Consider the following 14,774-nt stretch of genomic DNA (forward strand, 5'->3'; position numbering starts at 1 on the left):
GCGCAGATTATAATGGAAAGCACGGAAAAGGGGAGAAGAATATGGAGTTTTTGTCACTGAAACGCTCGGTTTGGCAGGTTTTGCGTGAGGAAAAACGCCCAATCATCTTATATGGTATGGGTGACGGCGCGGATAAAATCCTTGCACGGTTTGACGCATATGGTATTTGCGCATCGGGTGTATTTGCCAGCGATGAATTCGTGCGTGGGCATAGCTTTCATGGTTTTCGAGTGCAGAAGTTGTCCGAAGTTCTGGAGCAGTTCGGTGAGGATATTGTGATTGTGATCGCGTTTGCCAGTCAGCGGCCAGAGGTGCTCGAAAAGATGTATGCGCTCGACGCGCGGTTTGATGTGTTTGCGCCCGATGTGCCGGTGGTACCGGGCGCGGTGTTTGATGAGGAATTTGTCCGGACCTATCAGACGGAGATGCAGCAGGCGTTTGATTTGCTCGCGGATGAGCGGTCGCGGCGCGTGTTCCTCGATACCGTGCGGTTTAAGCTGTCCGGCCGGCTGCGTTATCTGCGCGCCAGCGAGACTGACAAGGACGAGGCGTTTGACAACATCCTGCGGCCTACACACGAGGAGCATTTTGTCGATTTGGGCGCGTATACGGGCGACACCATCCGTGAGCTGCTGCACCATACGGACGGCGCGTTTGCGTCCATTACCGCGCTGGAGCCGGATCGTCGCAGCTTTCGCAAGCTGACCGCCTATGCCGAAGGGTTGTCCGGCCTTGTCCGGTGCGAGCAGGCGGGCGCGTGGTCAAGCGACACGGTGCTTTGCTTTTCCGACCAAGCGGGGCGGCAGTCGCGGGTGACAAAGCAGGGCAGGGAAACCCAAATGCGCGCGGTGGACAGCGTGCTGGACGGCGCCCCTTGCACCTATTTGAAAATGGATGTTGAGGGTGCGGAGCGCGAGGCGATTGCAGGCGCGGCGCAAACCATACGGCAGTATCGGCCCAAACTGAATATTGCATCCTATCACAAAAGCGAGGACTTTTTCCAACTGCCGCTACATATCCATGCGCTCTGTCCGGACTATCGGCTGTATTTGCGGCATCATCCGTATGTACCCGCATGGGACACCAATGTGTATGCGGTCTGTCCATAAAAATACTGGAAATTGCGGGGGACAGGCGATATAAAAAAACACGGTGCTCTGTGAAGGAGCTATGCGAGTGTGAAGAACAGGAGTGTAACGACTTTATGGCGGCATCCGGTGCCATCAAAAAGCTGTGGGGCTGCACCAAGATGAACCTTGGTTCGTTCGGCGATACCAACCCGCATCTGATTTTCCGTGCAATCTGAAAAAGGCGAACCCACACGGGCTCGCCTTTCGTTTGCTTTCCGGACTCATTCATTTTCCGCCATCCGGTAACCAACGCCCACTTCAGTGAACAGGTATTCCGGCTCGGCGGGATTTTTTTCGATTTTGCGGCGGATGTTGGCCATGTTGACGCGCAGTATCTGGTTGTCCCGGCCTGCGCGCGGCCCCCATAGCTCTTTGATGATATAGTCGTAGGTCAGCACTTTGCCTGCGTACTTGCCGAGCAGTGCGACAATACGAAATTCACTGAGCGTCAGATGGACGTTTTCACCGCGTACCAGCACCTGATGCTTGTTATAGTCGATGGTCAGTTCGCCGACCGTGTAGGTGCCGCGCTGGGCGATTTCGCTGCTGGAAGAGATGGTGCGGGTATGGCGGATAGCGGTGCGCACGCGGGCCAGCAGCTCCGCGGTTCCAAAAGGCTTGGTCAGGTAGTCGTCGGCCCCGAGGTCGAGCGCGGCCACCTTGTCGTGCTCGTGTGAACGCGCGGATACCACCACGACCGGCAGGCTCGACCATGAGCGCAGACTGCGGAGTACCTCCATGCCGTCCATATCCGGCAGGCCAAGATCGAGAATCACCAGATCGGGACAATGGGAGGAGATCATGGTCATGGCTTCATTTCCGGTGCGCGCCTGAATGGTTTCGTATCCGTTTGAGGTAAGGATGGTGGAAATGAAATGCGCGATGCTCTTTTCATCCTCGACTATCAGTATTTTTTCACGAATATTCATAATGACGGAGACTCCTTTTCAGATAGCGGCAGCCGGAATGAAAATTCTGCACCGCGGGATAAATTCTTCGCTTCCATAGTGCCGCCATGCGCCCGGACAATGGCCATGCAGACCGAAAGTCCGATTCCCATGTTGCGCTTGCCGTCGCCGGAAGGGGTTTCGCCGTGTTTAAGTGTGCCATCAAACAGGCGCGGCAGCTCTTTAGGCGGGATGCCGCAGCCGTTATCCTGTGCGGCAAAGCGGGCATATGCTTGCTCTCGCTGCACCGAAAGCTGGATTTGCGTGACAGTTTGGCCGTGTATGGCGGCGTTTTCCAGCAGGTTGGAGAGCACTTGCTCGATGAGGATGGCATCCATCGGCACGAGCAGCAGCTCGTCCGGCGCGGATACTGCGACCTGTATCTCCGGAAAGCGTTTGCGGAATTTGCGTGCTGCTTCTCCCAGAATTTCTTCAGCAGCCTCCGGAACTTTGGCCAGTTGGGTTTGTGCATCACCCATGCGCGTGATGGAAAGCAGATTTTCCATCACACGAATGAGCCACTGCGCTTCGTCGCGCGCCTCCTCTAACAAGGCGCGCTGCTCTTCCTCGGACAGGCCTTCGGTCTCCAACAGGGCGGAGGTCGCGCCGACAATCGAGGTTAGCGGTGTGCGGATATCATGCGATACCGAGCGGAGCAAATTGGCCCGCATTTTTTCCTTTTCGCCCTCAACGCGCAGGCGTTCCTGCTGCTTGATCTTGGTGGTCATGGTGCAGGTGATAATCGATACGCCGAACATGGTCAGGAAGGTGAGCGGATAGCCGGCAAGGGTGAAATCAAATGCCCAGTAAGGATAAGTAAAAATATAGTTGACGCCGATGACGCCGAGGATGGCGGCAAGCGTGCCGAACAGATAGCCGTTGGTGAAGCGAGAAATCAGCAGAACGGCGAGCACGAATACGGGCGAGGCGAAACCGTCGCTGCTGTCTGCCATACGCAGCAGGATGCACAGCTCGACCGCGCAGGCAAAAATACCGATAAAGATGAAAAAGTCCCGAAAGGTGAACGGAAAAAGCGCAGCTTTGTTTTGTGTTTGGCGCATGAAAACGCTCCTTCGATATGGTCGAAAATATCAAAAGTCTATTCTAATCCAACTATAAGTATATCAGAAAACCCGTTAAAAAGCTGTTAAGAACTTGACGAAATCTGAACGGTAAAACGACTTACCTTATCGAAAACTTAACAGCATGGGCTTGCTGCGGCGGCGGCAGAACAGGGCAGATGCGATGACCGAACCATCTAAGCACTGGTTGTTCTATCACGCCTCTTTTCTTGTGTACAGTAGCATAAACAAAGAAAGAGGTGACAATTTCCTGTAAGCGTGATATAATTTCAAACATATACAGGCCGGGGTGCGTTAAAAACCGGCTAAAACGGGTAAACTGGAGTGCCGGCTTGCAGTACCGGCGGGCCTGCGCTTCCACAGGAGGTATTTTGGTTTGCTTTGGAGAGCTTTGCTAAGCGGGGATTTGCAGTCCGCGTTCATTACGTTGGCGCTGTCGCTTCCCGCGATTGTGCTATGCCTGTCTGTACACGAGGCGGCGCACGGCGGTGCGGCGTATTTGTTGGGCGACCGCACCGCGCATGATTCGGGCCGGATTACACTATCCCCGACGGCACATATCGACCCGCTTGGTTTTTTGTGCTTGCTGCTTTTCGGATTTGGTTGGGCGCGGCCCGTGCCGGTCAATATTTCCAATTTCAAAAACCGGCGCTGGGGTATGGCGCTGACCGCGCTGGCCGGTCCCGTATCCAATTTTGTCACGGCATTTATTGCCTATTGTCTGTATGTGCCGGTGTGGATATACGGCACAAGCGCCTTTATGCAGACGGTGGGCATGTTTTTGTCAATTGTGGCGAGCATGTCGGTCGGTTTGGGTGTGTTCAACCTGATTCCGGTGCATCCGCTGGACGGTTCGCGCGTTCTGGATGCGTTTTTGCCTTTTTCGTGGTCGCTCAAGCTGCAGAGATATCAGAGTATCATTCTGCTGGTGTTCATTCTGGCGCTGTGGCGCGGCTGGCTGGACGGGATTATGAGCTGGGTTGGCATGCGTATCCTGCATCTGGCATTGCAGCTTGTCAGCCTGTTTTTGTAAGGGTCATGCGGCATGGAATTTCATTTGGAGAATTTTGACGGCCCGCTTGACCTGCTGCTGCACCTGATTGCAAAAAATAAGGTCAGCATCTATGATATCCCGATTGCGGAGATTCTTGACCAATACATGGAAGTGCTGCATGCGGCCGAGGCAATGGACTTGGATGTCGCGGGCGATTTTGTGGCGATGGCAGCGCAGTTGGTATATATCAAATCCAAAATGCTGCTGCCCCGCCATGAGGAGGAGGAAGAGGAGGACCCGCGCACCAGTCTGGTGGAAATGCTGCTGGAGTACCAGCGCATCAAGGAAACGGCGTCCTTCTTCCGGGAAAAAGGCGAAATGGGCCGTGATATTTTTGTCAAGCCGCCGGAACTGCTGGGCGATGCGCCCAGAGAGTACCGTCAGTCAATCACCGACCTTATCCGGGCAGCCAACAACATGCTGCGACGGGCGCAGCGGCGCGTGCCGCCGCCGGCCAGCGCGTTTTCCGGCATCGTCGGGCGCGAGCCCGTGCCGGTTGAGGGACGGATCACCTCTATTCTCAAACGCTTTTTGCACCATGTCCGGCTGCCGTTTCGTCGTCTGTTTGATGATGCGACAAGCCGCTCGGAGATTGTGGCGACCTTTCTTGCGGTTTTGGAGCTGTCCAAGAACCGGCGCATCCGGCTGGAAGGAGATGGCGAGGATATGGAACTGACGCTGATAGACGATAAAGGAGAGTAACGTGCGATGACCCAACTGGAGGCCGGGCTGGAGGCTGTGCTGTTTGCCGCGGGCGACGCGGTGCCGGTAGACCGGCTCGTCGCCGCGCTGGAAACTTCGCGCGATGCGCTGCTGGATGCGGCCGCCGCGCTGGAAAATCTGTATGATTTTGAAAATCGCGGTATTATGCTGTTGCGTCTGGAGGACAAGCTGCAGCTTTGCTCGCGTCCGCTCTATGCGGAGGCGGCGCGCCGCGTGACTGAGTCGCGCAAACCGCCGTCGCTGTCTGCTGCGGCGCTGGAAGTGTTGACCATCGTGGCATACCGTCAGCCGGTCCCCCGTGCGTTTATCGACCAGCTGCGCGGCGTGGATTCAGGCGGCACGGTGGCCGGTCTTTTGGAAAAAGGGCTGATTGAGGAGGCGGGCCGTCTGGATGTGCCGGGACGCCCGATGCTGTTCCGCACAACCGAGGCGTTCTTGCGCACCTTCGGGCTGAGCGGCTTGGAGGAGCTGCCCGCGCTGCCCGCGCTGGAGGAAAACGAGCAGCTGGAGATAGAACTGGACGGGGCTGCTGAACAGCCGCCTGCGGAACGCATCACACTGGCACCGCCGACGACGCAGCCGCCAGATAGGGAGGATGCCTTGCCGCCGGACGCACCGCAGGAAACGGAGTGAAGCGTGCATGTCGGTACTACTCGTGATACTGGCGGCAGTATTGGGGCTTGCGCTGCTTGTGCTGCTGCTGATTCTGTTGTTGCTGTGTGTGCGAACCGGCATAGATGTGGTCGGAGTGAACGGGGAAGTGAGCGCGGAGGTGCGCTACGGCCCGGTGCGGATTCCGGTTTGGCCGCCGCCTCGACGAAAAAAGGAGCAGCCCTCATCCGAACAACAGGAGGACGGGAACAAACCGCAAAAAAAACGGAAAAAGAAAAAGTACCGGTATTCCATCAATCGGGAGGAGCTGGATATCGGGGAACTGGCGGATTTCACGCGCCGACTGCACAGCGATTTGACCGATACGGTGCAAATCAGCCGCTTGCGGGTGCGTGTGGTTATCGGGACGGACGACGCCGCCAAAACCGGCATTTTGCTTGGAGAGTCCGCGGCGCTGACCGGCATGATTGTCCCGTTTTTGGAGAATACTTTTGATATGAAAGATTATCATGTGGATGTGGATGCGGATTTTGAAGCCGACCACACCGAATGGGCGTTTACTGTGTTCGGCTCGCTGCGACCGTTGCGGGTGCTTTGGTGCCTGCTGCGGCACAGCGGGGAACTGTACCGGATATACAAACGAATGATAAAGAAAGAAGAGGCGATAACACATGAGTGAGCATCCCATCAGCAATCTGATGACGGAAACCATGGCCAAGATAAAGGAAATGGTGGACGTAAATACGATCATTGGCACACCAATCACCACGCCGGATGGCACGACGGTGATTCCGGTGTCCAAGGTGACCTTTGGCTTTGCCTCCGGCGGCAGCGATTTTGCCCCCAAGCATCTGCCGTCCGGCGCGTCGCTGGCCTTTGGCGGCGGCGGCGGCGCGGGCGTGACCGTTTCGCCCGTATGCTTTCTGATTATCGCACCCGACGGCAGCGCCAATATTTTGGGCGTCAACGCGCAGGCATCCACAACAGTCGACCGTTTGGTGGAAATGATTCCGGGTGCGATTAACAAGGTTTCCAGCTTTGTGGAGGGCTACAAGGGAAAGGCACAGCCCAGTCAGCAGCCCGGGCCGGAAACCGACGAATAAGGCCGCGCTTCTCCGCAAAACCTACTCACAGATATGCTGAGTAGGTTTTGTTATGTAGGGAGAGATGCGAACGTGAAGAAGCTACTGTGCGGCCTGTTGTGCTGTGTGCTTTGTCTGCCCGTTGCGGGCGCAATCAGTGCAAAGGCAGCCATCGTAATCGACGCGGACACAGGTGAAGTGCTGCTGGAGCAGAATGCGGATGCCTGTCTGCCGATGGCATCCACAACCAAAATCATGACGGCGCTCGTGGCGCTCGGGGAGGGCGACCTCGACCGAGAATACAAGGTCCGCAAGGAATATACGCAGGTGGAAGGCTCGTCGATGTACTTGCAGGAGGGCGAAACGCTCACCCTGCGCGATACGCTGTATGGCCTGATGCTGGAATCGGGCAATGACGCTGCGGTGGCAATTGCGGGCGAATGTGGCGGGCTGGAAGCATTTATACAGAAAATGAACGACAAGGCGGTGGATCTCGGGCTGACCAACACCCATTTTGATAACCCGAACGGTCTGCCGAGTGATACGCACTATACTACCGCGCGCGAGCTTGCCGTCATCACGGCCGAGGCGCTGCGCGACCCTGTGTTCCGGCAGATTGTATCGACCGAGAGTTACACGGTGGGACAGCGCACCTTCACCAATCATAACCGTCTGCTGAGCATGTATGAAGGCGCAATTGGTGTGAAAACCGGTTATACCAAGGCCGCGGGGCGCTGTCTGGTGTCCGCAGCGGAGAAAAACGGCCGCACGGTGATTGTGGTGACGCTCAACGACCCGGATGACTGGAACGACCACATGGCATTGCTCGATCAGGGCTTTGCGCAGTATGAGCAGGTAACGCTGCATCAAGCGGGAGAGCAGATCATGCAGCAGCAGGTGTTCGGCGGCAATGCGGATACCGTGCCGCTGGTCGCGCGCAATACCGTGACTGCAATGCTTCTGCCCGGCGAGCAGGAGCGCATCCAGACCGTGCGGTACGGTGAGCGGATTTGCTATGCGCCGGTGGTGCAAAGTGCGTCCGCGGGGCGGATTGAATACCGTCTGGACGGGATGGTGCTGGCCGATGATGCGCTGGCATACGGCGGGGCGGTGCTGCTGCCACCCGAGGAAAAGAGCATCACAGAACGGATATGGGACCGTCTGTTTGGTGATGATTGACAGAATAGGATGGAGGACAACAAGTGGAAGAGAGACTGCAAAAGCTGCTCGCGCAGGCGGGCATGTGCTCACGCCGTGAGGCGGAGCGTTGGATTTTGGAGGGCCGCGTGCTGGTCAATGGTCATGCGGCGTCGCTGGGCGACCGCGCGGATTTGCGGCGCGACAAAATTCAGGTGGACGGCAAGCCGATCGGCATGGCTGAGGAAAAACGCTATCTGATGCTGTACAAGCCGCGCGGTTATGTGACGACGCTAAGCGATGAACGCGGTCGCAAGACGGTGGGCGATTTGGTGCGGGACTGCGGCGCGCGCGTGGTGCCGGTCGGGAGGCTGGACTATAACTCGGAAGGCTTGCTGCTGCTGACCAATGACGGTGAACTGGTGCATGCGCTGACCCATCCGCGGCATGAAGTAGATAAGCATTACGAGGTGCGTGTGCGCGGCAGGCTGGAGAATATCCCGCGTCTTGCAGAGCCAATGACGATTGACGGATATGCAATCCGTCCGGCGGAGATCGTCATTTTAGAAAAAGACGAGCAAAGCGCCAAGCTGCGCCTGACCATCCATGAGGGCCGCAACCGTCAAATCCGTAAAATGTGCGAGCAATGCGGGCTGGAAGTGCGCCGACTCAAGCGCGTGGCGGTCGGAAAGCTGGCGCTGGATACGCATTTGAAATCGGGTGCGTGGCGTGATCTGACTGCGGATGAGCTGGCCTACTTGCAGGAAATTACTGCAAATTTGCAGGATTGATGCAAAACTTCTTGCATTTTGCGCGGCAACCGCTTAAAATAGAAACGGCAAAATGCAGGTTTTGCATACCAAGGGAGAGAAACCATGAACGACCTGATCAATAAAATCCAGAGCGAACTGTCCGGCTTTTCCAAGGGACAGAAGCAGATTGCGCGCTTCATTCTTGAGCATTATGACAAAGCCGCCTTTATGACGGCCAGCCGTTTGGGTGCGACCGTCGGTGTGAGCGAATCGACCGTGGTGCGGTTTGCAACTGAACTGGGCTACGACGGCTATCCGCATTTGCAGCGCGCCCTGCAGGAGATGATCCGAAACAAGCTGACCTCGGTACAGCGCATGGAGGTTTCAAGCGACCGTATGGGCGGGCGCGATGTGCTACAGACTGTGCTGCACGCGGATATGGACATGATTCGGCAGACACTGGACGAAATCGACCGGGACGCCTTTCAGGGCGCGGTGGATGCGCTGATTGGGGCGAAACGGATTTATATACTCGGCGTGCGCTCTTCGAGCGCGCTGTCTAATTTTGTTGGATTTTATTTTAACCTTTTATTTGAAAACGTAACGCTTGTACATACCAATAGCGTCAGTGAAATTTTTGAGCAGGTGCTGCGCGTCGCACCGGGCGATGTGGTGCTCGGCGTCAGCTTCCCGCGCTACTCCAAGCGCACGCTCAGCGCCATGCAGTATGCGCGTGATCGCGGCGCGCGTGTCATCGCGCTGACCGATTCGCGTCTGTCTCCGCTGGCGCGCGTGGCCGATCATTTGCTGCTCGCGCGCAGTGATATGGCAAGTTTTGTAGATTCATTGGTGGCGCCGCTCTCGGTGATCAATGCGCTGATTGTGGCCGTCGGCATGAGCCGGCGTGATGAAATCGAGCAGACCTTCAACAAGCTCGAGCGCATTTGGGAGGAATACGACGTTTACGAAAAGCCGGAGGACGAGACGAATTGAATATTCTTGTAGTCGGCGGCGGCGCGGCAGGGCTGATGGCTGCGGGTACGGCAGCGGAAAACGGCGCGCGTGTGACGCTGTTTGAGACGAATGAAAAGGTCGGCCGCAAGCTGTTCATTACCGGCAAGGGCCGCTGCAATGTATGCAATGACTGCGATGCGCAGACGGTTTTGCAAAACGTGCCGGTCAATCCGCGTTTTTTGTATTCTGCGCTGGATTGCTTTTCGCCCGCGGACGTAATGGCTTTCTTTCAGGCGCACGGTGTGCCGCTCAAAACCGAGCGCGGCAACCGCGTTTTTCCGGTTTCGGACAAGTCTGCGGATATTATTGACGCACTTTTCACATGGATCAAACGTTTGGGTGTTACAATTATACAGAAAACAGTAGAAAAACTGGAATTACAGGACGGACGGGTCATCGGCGTGCGCGCGGGCGGCAAGACTTACGCGGGCGAGCGCGTGATTGTGGCGACCGGCGGTGCGTCTTATCCGCAAACCGGCTCGACCGGCGACGGCTACCGCTTTGCGCGGGAGGCCGGGCACACGGTCGTGCCGCCGAATCCCTCACTGGTGCCGCTGGTCGAGGCGGGAGAAATCTGCCGTGAGATGATGGGGCTTAGCCTGCGCAATGTACAGGTAACGGTGTTCGAGAACAACAAAAAGATTTTTTCCGAGTTTGGAGAGATGCTGTTTACGCATTTCGGCCTGTCCGGGCCGCTGATTCTGTCCGCGTCCGCACATATGCGGCATTTCGGCAGCAAGGGGTATCATATCGAGATCGACCTCAAGCCCGCGCTGGACGAGAAAATGCTGGACAAGCGTCTGCTCAGCGATTTCAATAAGCACAAAAACAGCGATTTCATCAATGCGTTGGGCGATTTGCTGCCGCGCAAGATGATTCCTGTGGTGGTACGGTTGTCCGAAATCGACCCGCATGCCAAGGTAAACAGTATCACTAGGGCGCAGCGCGCCTCACTTTTGCACACACTCAAGCATTTTCGGGTGGTGGTGTCGGGCAAGCGCCCGATTGCCGAGGCAATCGTGACAACGGGCGGCATCAGCGTGCGAGAGGTCAGCCCGAAAACAATGGAGTCGAAAAAATGCGCCGGTCTGTATTTTGCGGGCGAGGTGCTGGACGTAGACGCCTATACAGGCGGTTTTAATTTGCAAATCGCGTGGTCGACCGGCCGTCTGGCCGGGCTTTGCGCTGCGCGGGAGGAGGAATAGCGTTGGGTTATATTTCGGTTGCCATCGACGGGCCGTCGGGCGCGGGTAAATCGACGATCGCGCGCGCGGTAGCGGCGCAGCTGGGCTATGTATATGTGGACACGGGGGCGATGTACCGTGCCATTGGTCTTGCAGTGTGCCGCAAGGGCATTTCCGGGGACGATACGGCGGGCATTGTTTCGCTTTTACCCGAAATCACGCTCTCGCTTACGTATCAGGGCGGTGCACAGCATATTCTGCTGTGCGGCCAAGATGTGTCCGAGGCTATTCGCACGCCTGAAATTGCAAAATATGCCTCCAAGGTGTCGGCAGTGCCCGAAGTGCGGCAGTTTTTGCTCGATACCCAGCGGAATATGGCGAAAAACAGCAATATCCTCATGGATGGGCGAGATATCGGCACGGTTATCCTGCCGGATGCGCCGGTCAAGATTTTCCTGACGGCTTCGGCCGAGGCGCGCGCTCAAAGGCGCTATCTCGAGCTGCGCGAAAAAGGGCAGCAGGTTACGCTGGACGAGGTGTTGCGCGATATTCGTCAGCGCGACCATCAGGATATGACGCGCGCGGTCGCTCCGCTCAGACAGGCGGAGGATGCGGTGCTGCTCGATACGAGCAATATCACGCTCGAACAGAGCATTCAGGCGGTGCTGCGCATAATTCAGGAAAAAACGGAGGAAGATTCATGAAACTCAAATTCCACCGATGGTTTCAATGGTTTGTGGTGCCTTTTGTGGCGCTGGGCTTTCATATTTATTTTGGATACAAGGTGATCGGTCGCGAAAACATCCCCAAGGGCGGCTGCGTGGTTTGTCCCAATCATGTGCAATTATCTGATCCGCCGTTTGCGGCCGTTGCACTGGGACACAAGACGCCGCTGCGCTTGATGGCGAAAAAGGAACTGTTTCAGGGCAATAAGTTGTTTGCGTGGCTGATTGCGGCGTTGGGCGCGTTCCCGATTGACCGTGAGGGCGCGGACATTACCGCCATTAAAACCGCATTGGGCACGGTACGCGAAGGTCGCAAGCTGATTATTTTTCCACAGGGCACACGCGGCGCAGGCGAAGGCGAGACTAAAAAAGGCGCGGCAATGTTGGCGGTCAAGACACGCGCGCCGATTCTGCCCATGTATATCACGGAAAACAAGGGATTTCGATGCAAAGCGACCGTCGTTATCGGTAAGCCCTTTCTTCCGGATACAAAAGAAAAGGATTACGGCGTGATTGCGGATGATATTCTGCACCGTATTTACGCGCTGAAGGAAAACGTATGAGTGTAACAGTTGCAAAAACCGCAGGATTCTGCTTCGGTGTGCGCCGTGCGGTCGATTTGGCCGAACAGCAGGCCGGGGAAAACGGCGTCATTTACGCTTACGGTGAAATTATTCATAACATGCACGAGATTCGACGGCTGGAAGAGCGCGGCGTGCGTACTGCGCAAACACTGGAGGAGATTCCGGATGGGGCCAAGGTGCTCATCCGCGCGCATGGCGTACCGCGCACGGTTTATGATACCCTTGCGGCAAAAAAATGCGAAGTTTTCGACGCAACCTGCCCGTTTGTACAGAAAATTCATCGCATTGTCGACCGGGAAAGCCAGGACGGCCGCCTGATTGTTATTCTGGGCAGCGCGGGGCATCCCGAGGTTGTGGGAATACAGGGCTGGTGCGGCGAGTCGGTTGTGCTGGAGGGAGAAGAGCAGGCACAGGCGTTCACTGCGCAGGCGGAGATGGTTGACAGACCGCTTGCCGTGGTCGCGCAAACCACTGTCAATCGAGCAATATGGAATATTTCCGTCGGTCTGATAAAAAAAAGGTGTACAAACCTCAAAATTTTTGATACAATATGTAAAGCGACGGATGAGCGTCAGTCGGAGGCTCGTCTGCTTGCCGGTGCGTCGGATCAAATGGTTGTGATCGGCGACAAGAAAAGTTCCAACACAAAGCGGCTGTATGAAATCAGTCGGTCGCTGTGCAGCAATGTGCTTTATATCGAGGACGCCGCGGAGCTTACAACGCAGGAGCTCTGCCGGGATGGGCGCGTCGGGATCACAGCGGGGGCATCGACACCGGCATGGATAATTAAGGAGGTCAGTAACATGATGAGCGAAGAAACGAAAATCGAAAATGGCGAGGACTTTGCCGCAATGCTCGAGGAGTCCTTCAAAACTTTAAATACAGGAGAGAAAGTCACCGGTACCGTTGTCGCAGTGTCCACGACCGATGTACAGGTCGATCTTGGCGTCAAGCACACTGCGTATATTCCGGTAAGCGAGCTGTCGGATGATCCGAACTATGACGTAGCTGCCAATATCCATCCGGGTGATGAGATTGAGGCGGTTGTTGTTCGCGTCAACGACGGCGAGGGTACGGTCACCCTGTCTAAGAAGCGCGTGGATCAGCTCAAGGGTTGGGAGACCATTGAGAAGGCATATGAAGAACATACGGTTGTGGAAGGCACCATTATGGAGGAGAACCGCGGTGGTGTGGTTGCCACGGCATTTGGCGTACGCGTCTTTATTCCGGCCAGCCAGACCGGCGTGCCGAAGGATCAGCCGATGAGCCAGCTGGTAAAGACCAAGCAGTCCTTCTATATCACCGAGATCAACCGTCAGCGCAAGCGCGTAGTTGGCTCTATCCGCCAGATCCAGCAGGAGGCCCGCAAGGCTGCTGCCGAAAAGATTTGGGGCACTATCGAAGTGGGCAACGAGTACGAGGGCACTGTCAAGAGCCTGACCTCCTACGGCGCGTTTGTTGATATCGGCGGTGTGGACGGTATGGTTCACATTTCCGAGCTGTCCTGGGGCCGCATCAAGCACCCGTCCGAGGTTGTCAATGTCGGTGACAAGGTCAAGGTGTTTGTGATCGGTCTGGATAAGGAAAATAAGAAGATCTCCCTCGGTTACAAGCGTGAGGAAGAGAATCCGTGGAACGTGTTCAAGTCCAAGTACGGCGTGGGCGATGTGGCTGAGGTTAAGATTCTCAAGTTCATGCCGTTCGGCGCATTCGCTGAGATCGTGCCGGGCGTGGATGGCCTGATTCATATCTCCCAGATCGCGGATCACCGCATTGCCAAGCCCGAGGATGAGCTCGAGGTTGGCCAGCAGGTTGAGGCCAAGATCATCGACATCAACGATGAGAAGAAGAAGGTTTCTCTCTCCATCCGTGCGCTGCTGGTCGGCGACGAGTATGGCGACGAGGAGTAATTCGGAAGTTGCAAAGAAGCACCCCAAACGGGTGCTTCTTTTTTGTATCTGCATCGCGTATACTGTCCCGGAGGGGGCGGAAGTATGCGGCGGCGCAGGTATCGCGGAAAAGGAAAAGGCTTGCGGCTGATGCTGCTGTTGGCTGTGCTGGCTACCACTGGCATCATGGCGACCGTGCGGATGCGGCAGATTTTCATGGAATACGCCACCAACGTCTGTGAGGACAGCGCGATTCAGGAAATAAACAACTTGATGCAGGAGGAGGTCTTTTCCGACCCGGAGACTTATGAAAATATGGTGATTTTGGAACGGGATAGCGAAAATCACGTCACTGCGCTGCGCACGGATGTGATTGCCATTGGGCAGATTAAGGCGCGGCTGGTCAACGGTCTGTTTGAGCGGCTGGAGGATTTGGAGCAGACGACGGTCGAGGTGCCGCTCGGCACGGTATTTGCTCCCAATTACTTCACCGGCATGGGGCCGTCGGTGGACATCGGCATGGCGGGCCTGACCCAGATGGAGGCTGAGTTTGTCAGCGCCTTTTCCTCAGCCGGTATCAACCAGACGCGGCACAACATCATTATTGAAATCCATGCGGGCTTTCGTATCCTGACGCCGATGGGAGGCGAGGATCGCGAGATCGTCACCAGCTATCCGGTCACCGACACCGTGATCGTCGGCACCGTGCCCGAGCGGTATACTTATATTGACGATCTGGGATCCGGCCTTCTCGGTGAAATCAGCGATTATGATAATTCGTCGGAAAACGGAAAATAATACTTCCGAATGGGGCGGAAATTTGGTATACTATATTCTGTATTGGGATGTGAAGGGGTGT

General features: G+C 56.1%; 16 protein-coding genes. 14 read left to right on the top strand and 2 right to left on the bottom strand.

The features are described 5' to 3' along the window. Nucleotides 1–41: 41 nt before the first annotated feature. Entirely contained in the window at nucleotides 42–1,109 is a 1,068-nt protein-coding gene (locus ACTQ3V_RS04835) for an FkbM family methyltransferase (RefSeq protein WP_441466519.1), read from the top strand. Nucleotides 1,110–1,351: 242 nt separating this feature from the next. Here ACTQ3V_RS04835 and ACTQ3V_RS04840 read toward each other — a convergent pair whose 3' ends face one another. Continuing rightward, entirely contained in the window at nucleotides 1,352–2,059 is a 708-nt protein-coding gene (locus tag ACTQ3V_RS04840; RefSeq protein WP_441466520.1) for a response regulator, read from the bottom strand. Beyond that, nucleotides 2,056–3,138, bottom strand: a complete 1,083-nt coding sequence (locus ACTQ3V_RS04845; RefSeq protein WP_441466521.1) for a sensor histidine kinase — start codon at nucleotides 3,136–3,138, stop codon at nucleotides 2,056–2,058. The genes ACTQ3V_RS04840 and ACTQ3V_RS04845 overlap by 4 nt, the downstream gene beginning before the upstream one ends. Nucleotides 3,139–3,535: 397 nt before the next feature. Here ACTQ3V_RS04845 and ACTQ3V_RS04850 point away from each other — a divergent pair, with 397 nt between their 5' ends. The 13 genes from ACTQ3V_RS04850 (at nucleotide 3,536) to yunB (ending at nucleotide 14,713) form a co-directional block, all read left to right on the top strand. Beyond that, complete coding sequence (locus ACTQ3V_RS04850; protein ID WP_441466522.1) at nucleotides 3,536–4,192, top strand: site-2 protease family protein; 657 nt, start codon at nucleotides 3,536–3,538, stop codon at nucleotides 4,190–4,192. A 12-nt stretch (nucleotides 4,193–4,204) separates the two neighbouring features. Next, the gene (locus ACTQ3V_RS04855; RefSeq protein ID WP_441466523.1) at nucleotides 4,205–4,915 is read left to right on the top strand and encodes a segregation and condensation protein A; all 711 of its coding nucleotides are present in this window, start codon (nucleotides 4,205–4,207) and stop codon (nucleotides 4,913–4,915) included. A 6-nt stretch (nucleotides 4,916–4,921) separates the two neighbouring features. Further along, entirely contained in the window at nucleotides 4,922–5,569 is a 648-nt protein-coding gene (gene scpB, locus ACTQ3V_RS04860) for an SMC-Scp complex subunit ScpB (RefSeq protein ID WP_441466524.1), read from the top strand. Between the two features lie 7 nt (nucleotides 5,570–5,576). Next, complete coding sequence (locus ACTQ3V_RS04865) at nucleotides 5,577–6,227, top strand: DUF2953 domain-containing protein (protein WP_441466525.1); 651 nt, start codon at nucleotides 5,577–5,579, stop codon at nucleotides 6,225–6,227. Further along, nucleotides 6,220–6,651, top strand: a complete 432-nt coding sequence (gene ytfJ / locus ACTQ3V_RS04870) for a GerW family sporulation protein (protein WP_441466526.1) — start codon at nucleotides 6,220–6,222, stop codon at nucleotides 6,649–6,651. Before ACTQ3V_RS04865 ends, ytfJ begins: the two co-directional genes overlap by 8 nt. Nucleotides 6,652–6,723: 72 nt before the next feature. Continuing rightward, nucleotides 6,724–7,809: a serine hydrolase gene (locus tag ACTQ3V_RS04875; protein WP_441466527.1), complete on the top strand. Its 1,086-nt coding sequence runs from the start codon at nucleotides 6,724–6,726 to the stop codon at nucleotides 7,807–7,809. 23 nt (nucleotides 7,810–7,832) lie between these two features. After that, nucleotides 7,833–8,558: a pseudouridine synthase gene (locus ACTQ3V_RS04880; protein ID WP_441466528.1), complete on the top strand. Its 726-nt coding sequence runs from the start codon at nucleotides 7,833–7,835 to the stop codon at nucleotides 8,556–8,558. Between the two features lie 84 nt (nucleotides 8,559–8,642). After that, nucleotides 8,643–9,512: a MurR/RpiR family transcriptional regulator gene (locus ACTQ3V_RS04885; protein ID WP_441466529.1), complete on the top strand. Its 870-nt coding sequence runs from the start codon at nucleotides 8,643–8,645 to the stop codon at nucleotides 9,510–9,512. Next, nucleotides 9,509–10,738 carry a BaiN/RdsA family NAD(P)/FAD-dependent oxidoreductase gene (locus tag ACTQ3V_RS04890; RefSeq protein ID WP_441466530.1) on the top strand — a complete coding sequence of 410 codons (1,230 nt, stop codon included), beginning with the start codon at nucleotides 9,509–9,511 and terminating at the stop codon, nucleotides 10,736–10,738. Before ACTQ3V_RS04885 ends, ACTQ3V_RS04890 begins: the two co-directional genes overlap by 4 nt. A gap of 2 nt (nucleotides 10,739–10,740) precedes the next feature. After that, nucleotides 10,741–11,421, top strand: coding sequence for a (d)CMP kinase (gene cmk, locus ACTQ3V_RS04895; RefSeq protein WP_441466531.1), 681 nt, complete (start codon nucleotides 10,741–10,743; stop codon nucleotides 11,419–11,421). Beyond that, nucleotides 11,418–12,005: a lysophospholipid acyltransferase family protein gene (locus ACTQ3V_RS04900; protein WP_441466532.1), complete on the top strand. Its 588-nt coding sequence runs from the start codon at nucleotides 11,418–11,420 to the stop codon at nucleotides 12,003–12,005. Before cmk ends, ACTQ3V_RS04900 begins: the two co-directional genes overlap by 4 nt. Continuing rightward, a complete protein-coding gene (locus ACTQ3V_RS04905; RefSeq protein WP_441466533.1) occupies nucleotides 12,002–13,936 on the top strand; it encodes a bifunctional 4-hydroxy-3-methylbut-2-enyl diphosphate reductase/30S ribosomal protein S1 in 1,935 nt (644 codons plus the stop codon). Before ACTQ3V_RS04900 ends, ACTQ3V_RS04905 begins: the two co-directional genes overlap by 4 nt. A gap of 84 nt (nucleotides 13,937–14,020) precedes the next feature. Then, nucleotides 14,021–14,713, top strand: a complete 693-nt coding sequence (yunB, locus tag ACTQ3V_RS04910; protein WP_441466534.1) for a sporulation protein YunB — start codon at nucleotides 14,021–14,023, stop codon at nucleotides 14,711–14,713. Nucleotides 14,714–14,774: the final 61 nt, after the last annotated feature.

Origin of the sequence: Candidatus Agathobaculum pullicola, assembly GCF_052117205.1 — a bacterium.
Taxonomy (GTDB): domain Bacteria; phylum Bacillota; class Clostridia; order Oscillospirales; family Butyricicoccaceae; genus Agathobaculum; species Agathobaculum pullicola.

Coding starts and splice junctions, on each gene's coding strand:
- ACTQ3V_RS04865 (WP_441466525.1), top strand. CDS start 5,577: ATGTCGGTACTACTCGTGATACTGGCGGCAGTATTGGGGCTTGCGCTG.
- yunB (WP_441466534.1), top strand. CDS start 14,021: ATGCGGCGGCGCAGGTATCGCGGAAAAGGAAAAGGCTTGCGGCTGATG.
- ACTQ3V_RS04900 (WP_441466532.1), top strand. CDS start 11,418: ATGAAACTCAAATTCCACCGATGGTTTCAATGGTTTGTGGTGCCTTTT.
- ACTQ3V_RS04845 (WP_441466521.1), bottom strand. CDS start 3,138: ATGCGCCAAACACAAAACAAAGCTGCGCTTTTTCCGTTCACCTTTCGG.
- ACTQ3V_RS04855 (WP_441466523.1), top strand. CDS start 4,205: ATGGAATTTCATTTGGAGAATTTTGACGGCCCGCTTGACCTGCTGCTG.
- ACTQ3V_RS04885 (WP_441466529.1), top strand. CDS start 8,643: ATGAACGACCTGATCAATAAAATCCAGAGCGAACTGTCCGGCTTTTCC.
- ACTQ3V_RS04835 (WP_441466519.1), top strand. CDS start 42: ATGGAGTTTTTGTCACTGAAACGCTCGGTTTGGCAGGTTTTGCGTGAG.
- scpB (WP_441466524.1), top strand. CDS start 4,922: ATGACCCAACTGGAGGCCGGGCTGGAGGCTGTGCTGTTTGCCGCGGGC.
- ytfJ (WP_441466526.1), top strand. CDS start 6,220: ATGAGTGAGCATCCCATCAGCAATCTGATGACGGAAACCATGGCCAAG.
- ACTQ3V_RS04840 (WP_441466520.1), bottom strand. CDS start 2,059: ATGAATATTCGTGAAAAAATACTGATAGTCGAGGATGAAAAGAGCATC.
- ACTQ3V_RS04905 (WP_441466533.1), top strand. CDS start 12,002: ATGAGTGTAACAGTTGCAAAAACCGCAGGATTCTGCTTCGGTGTGCGC.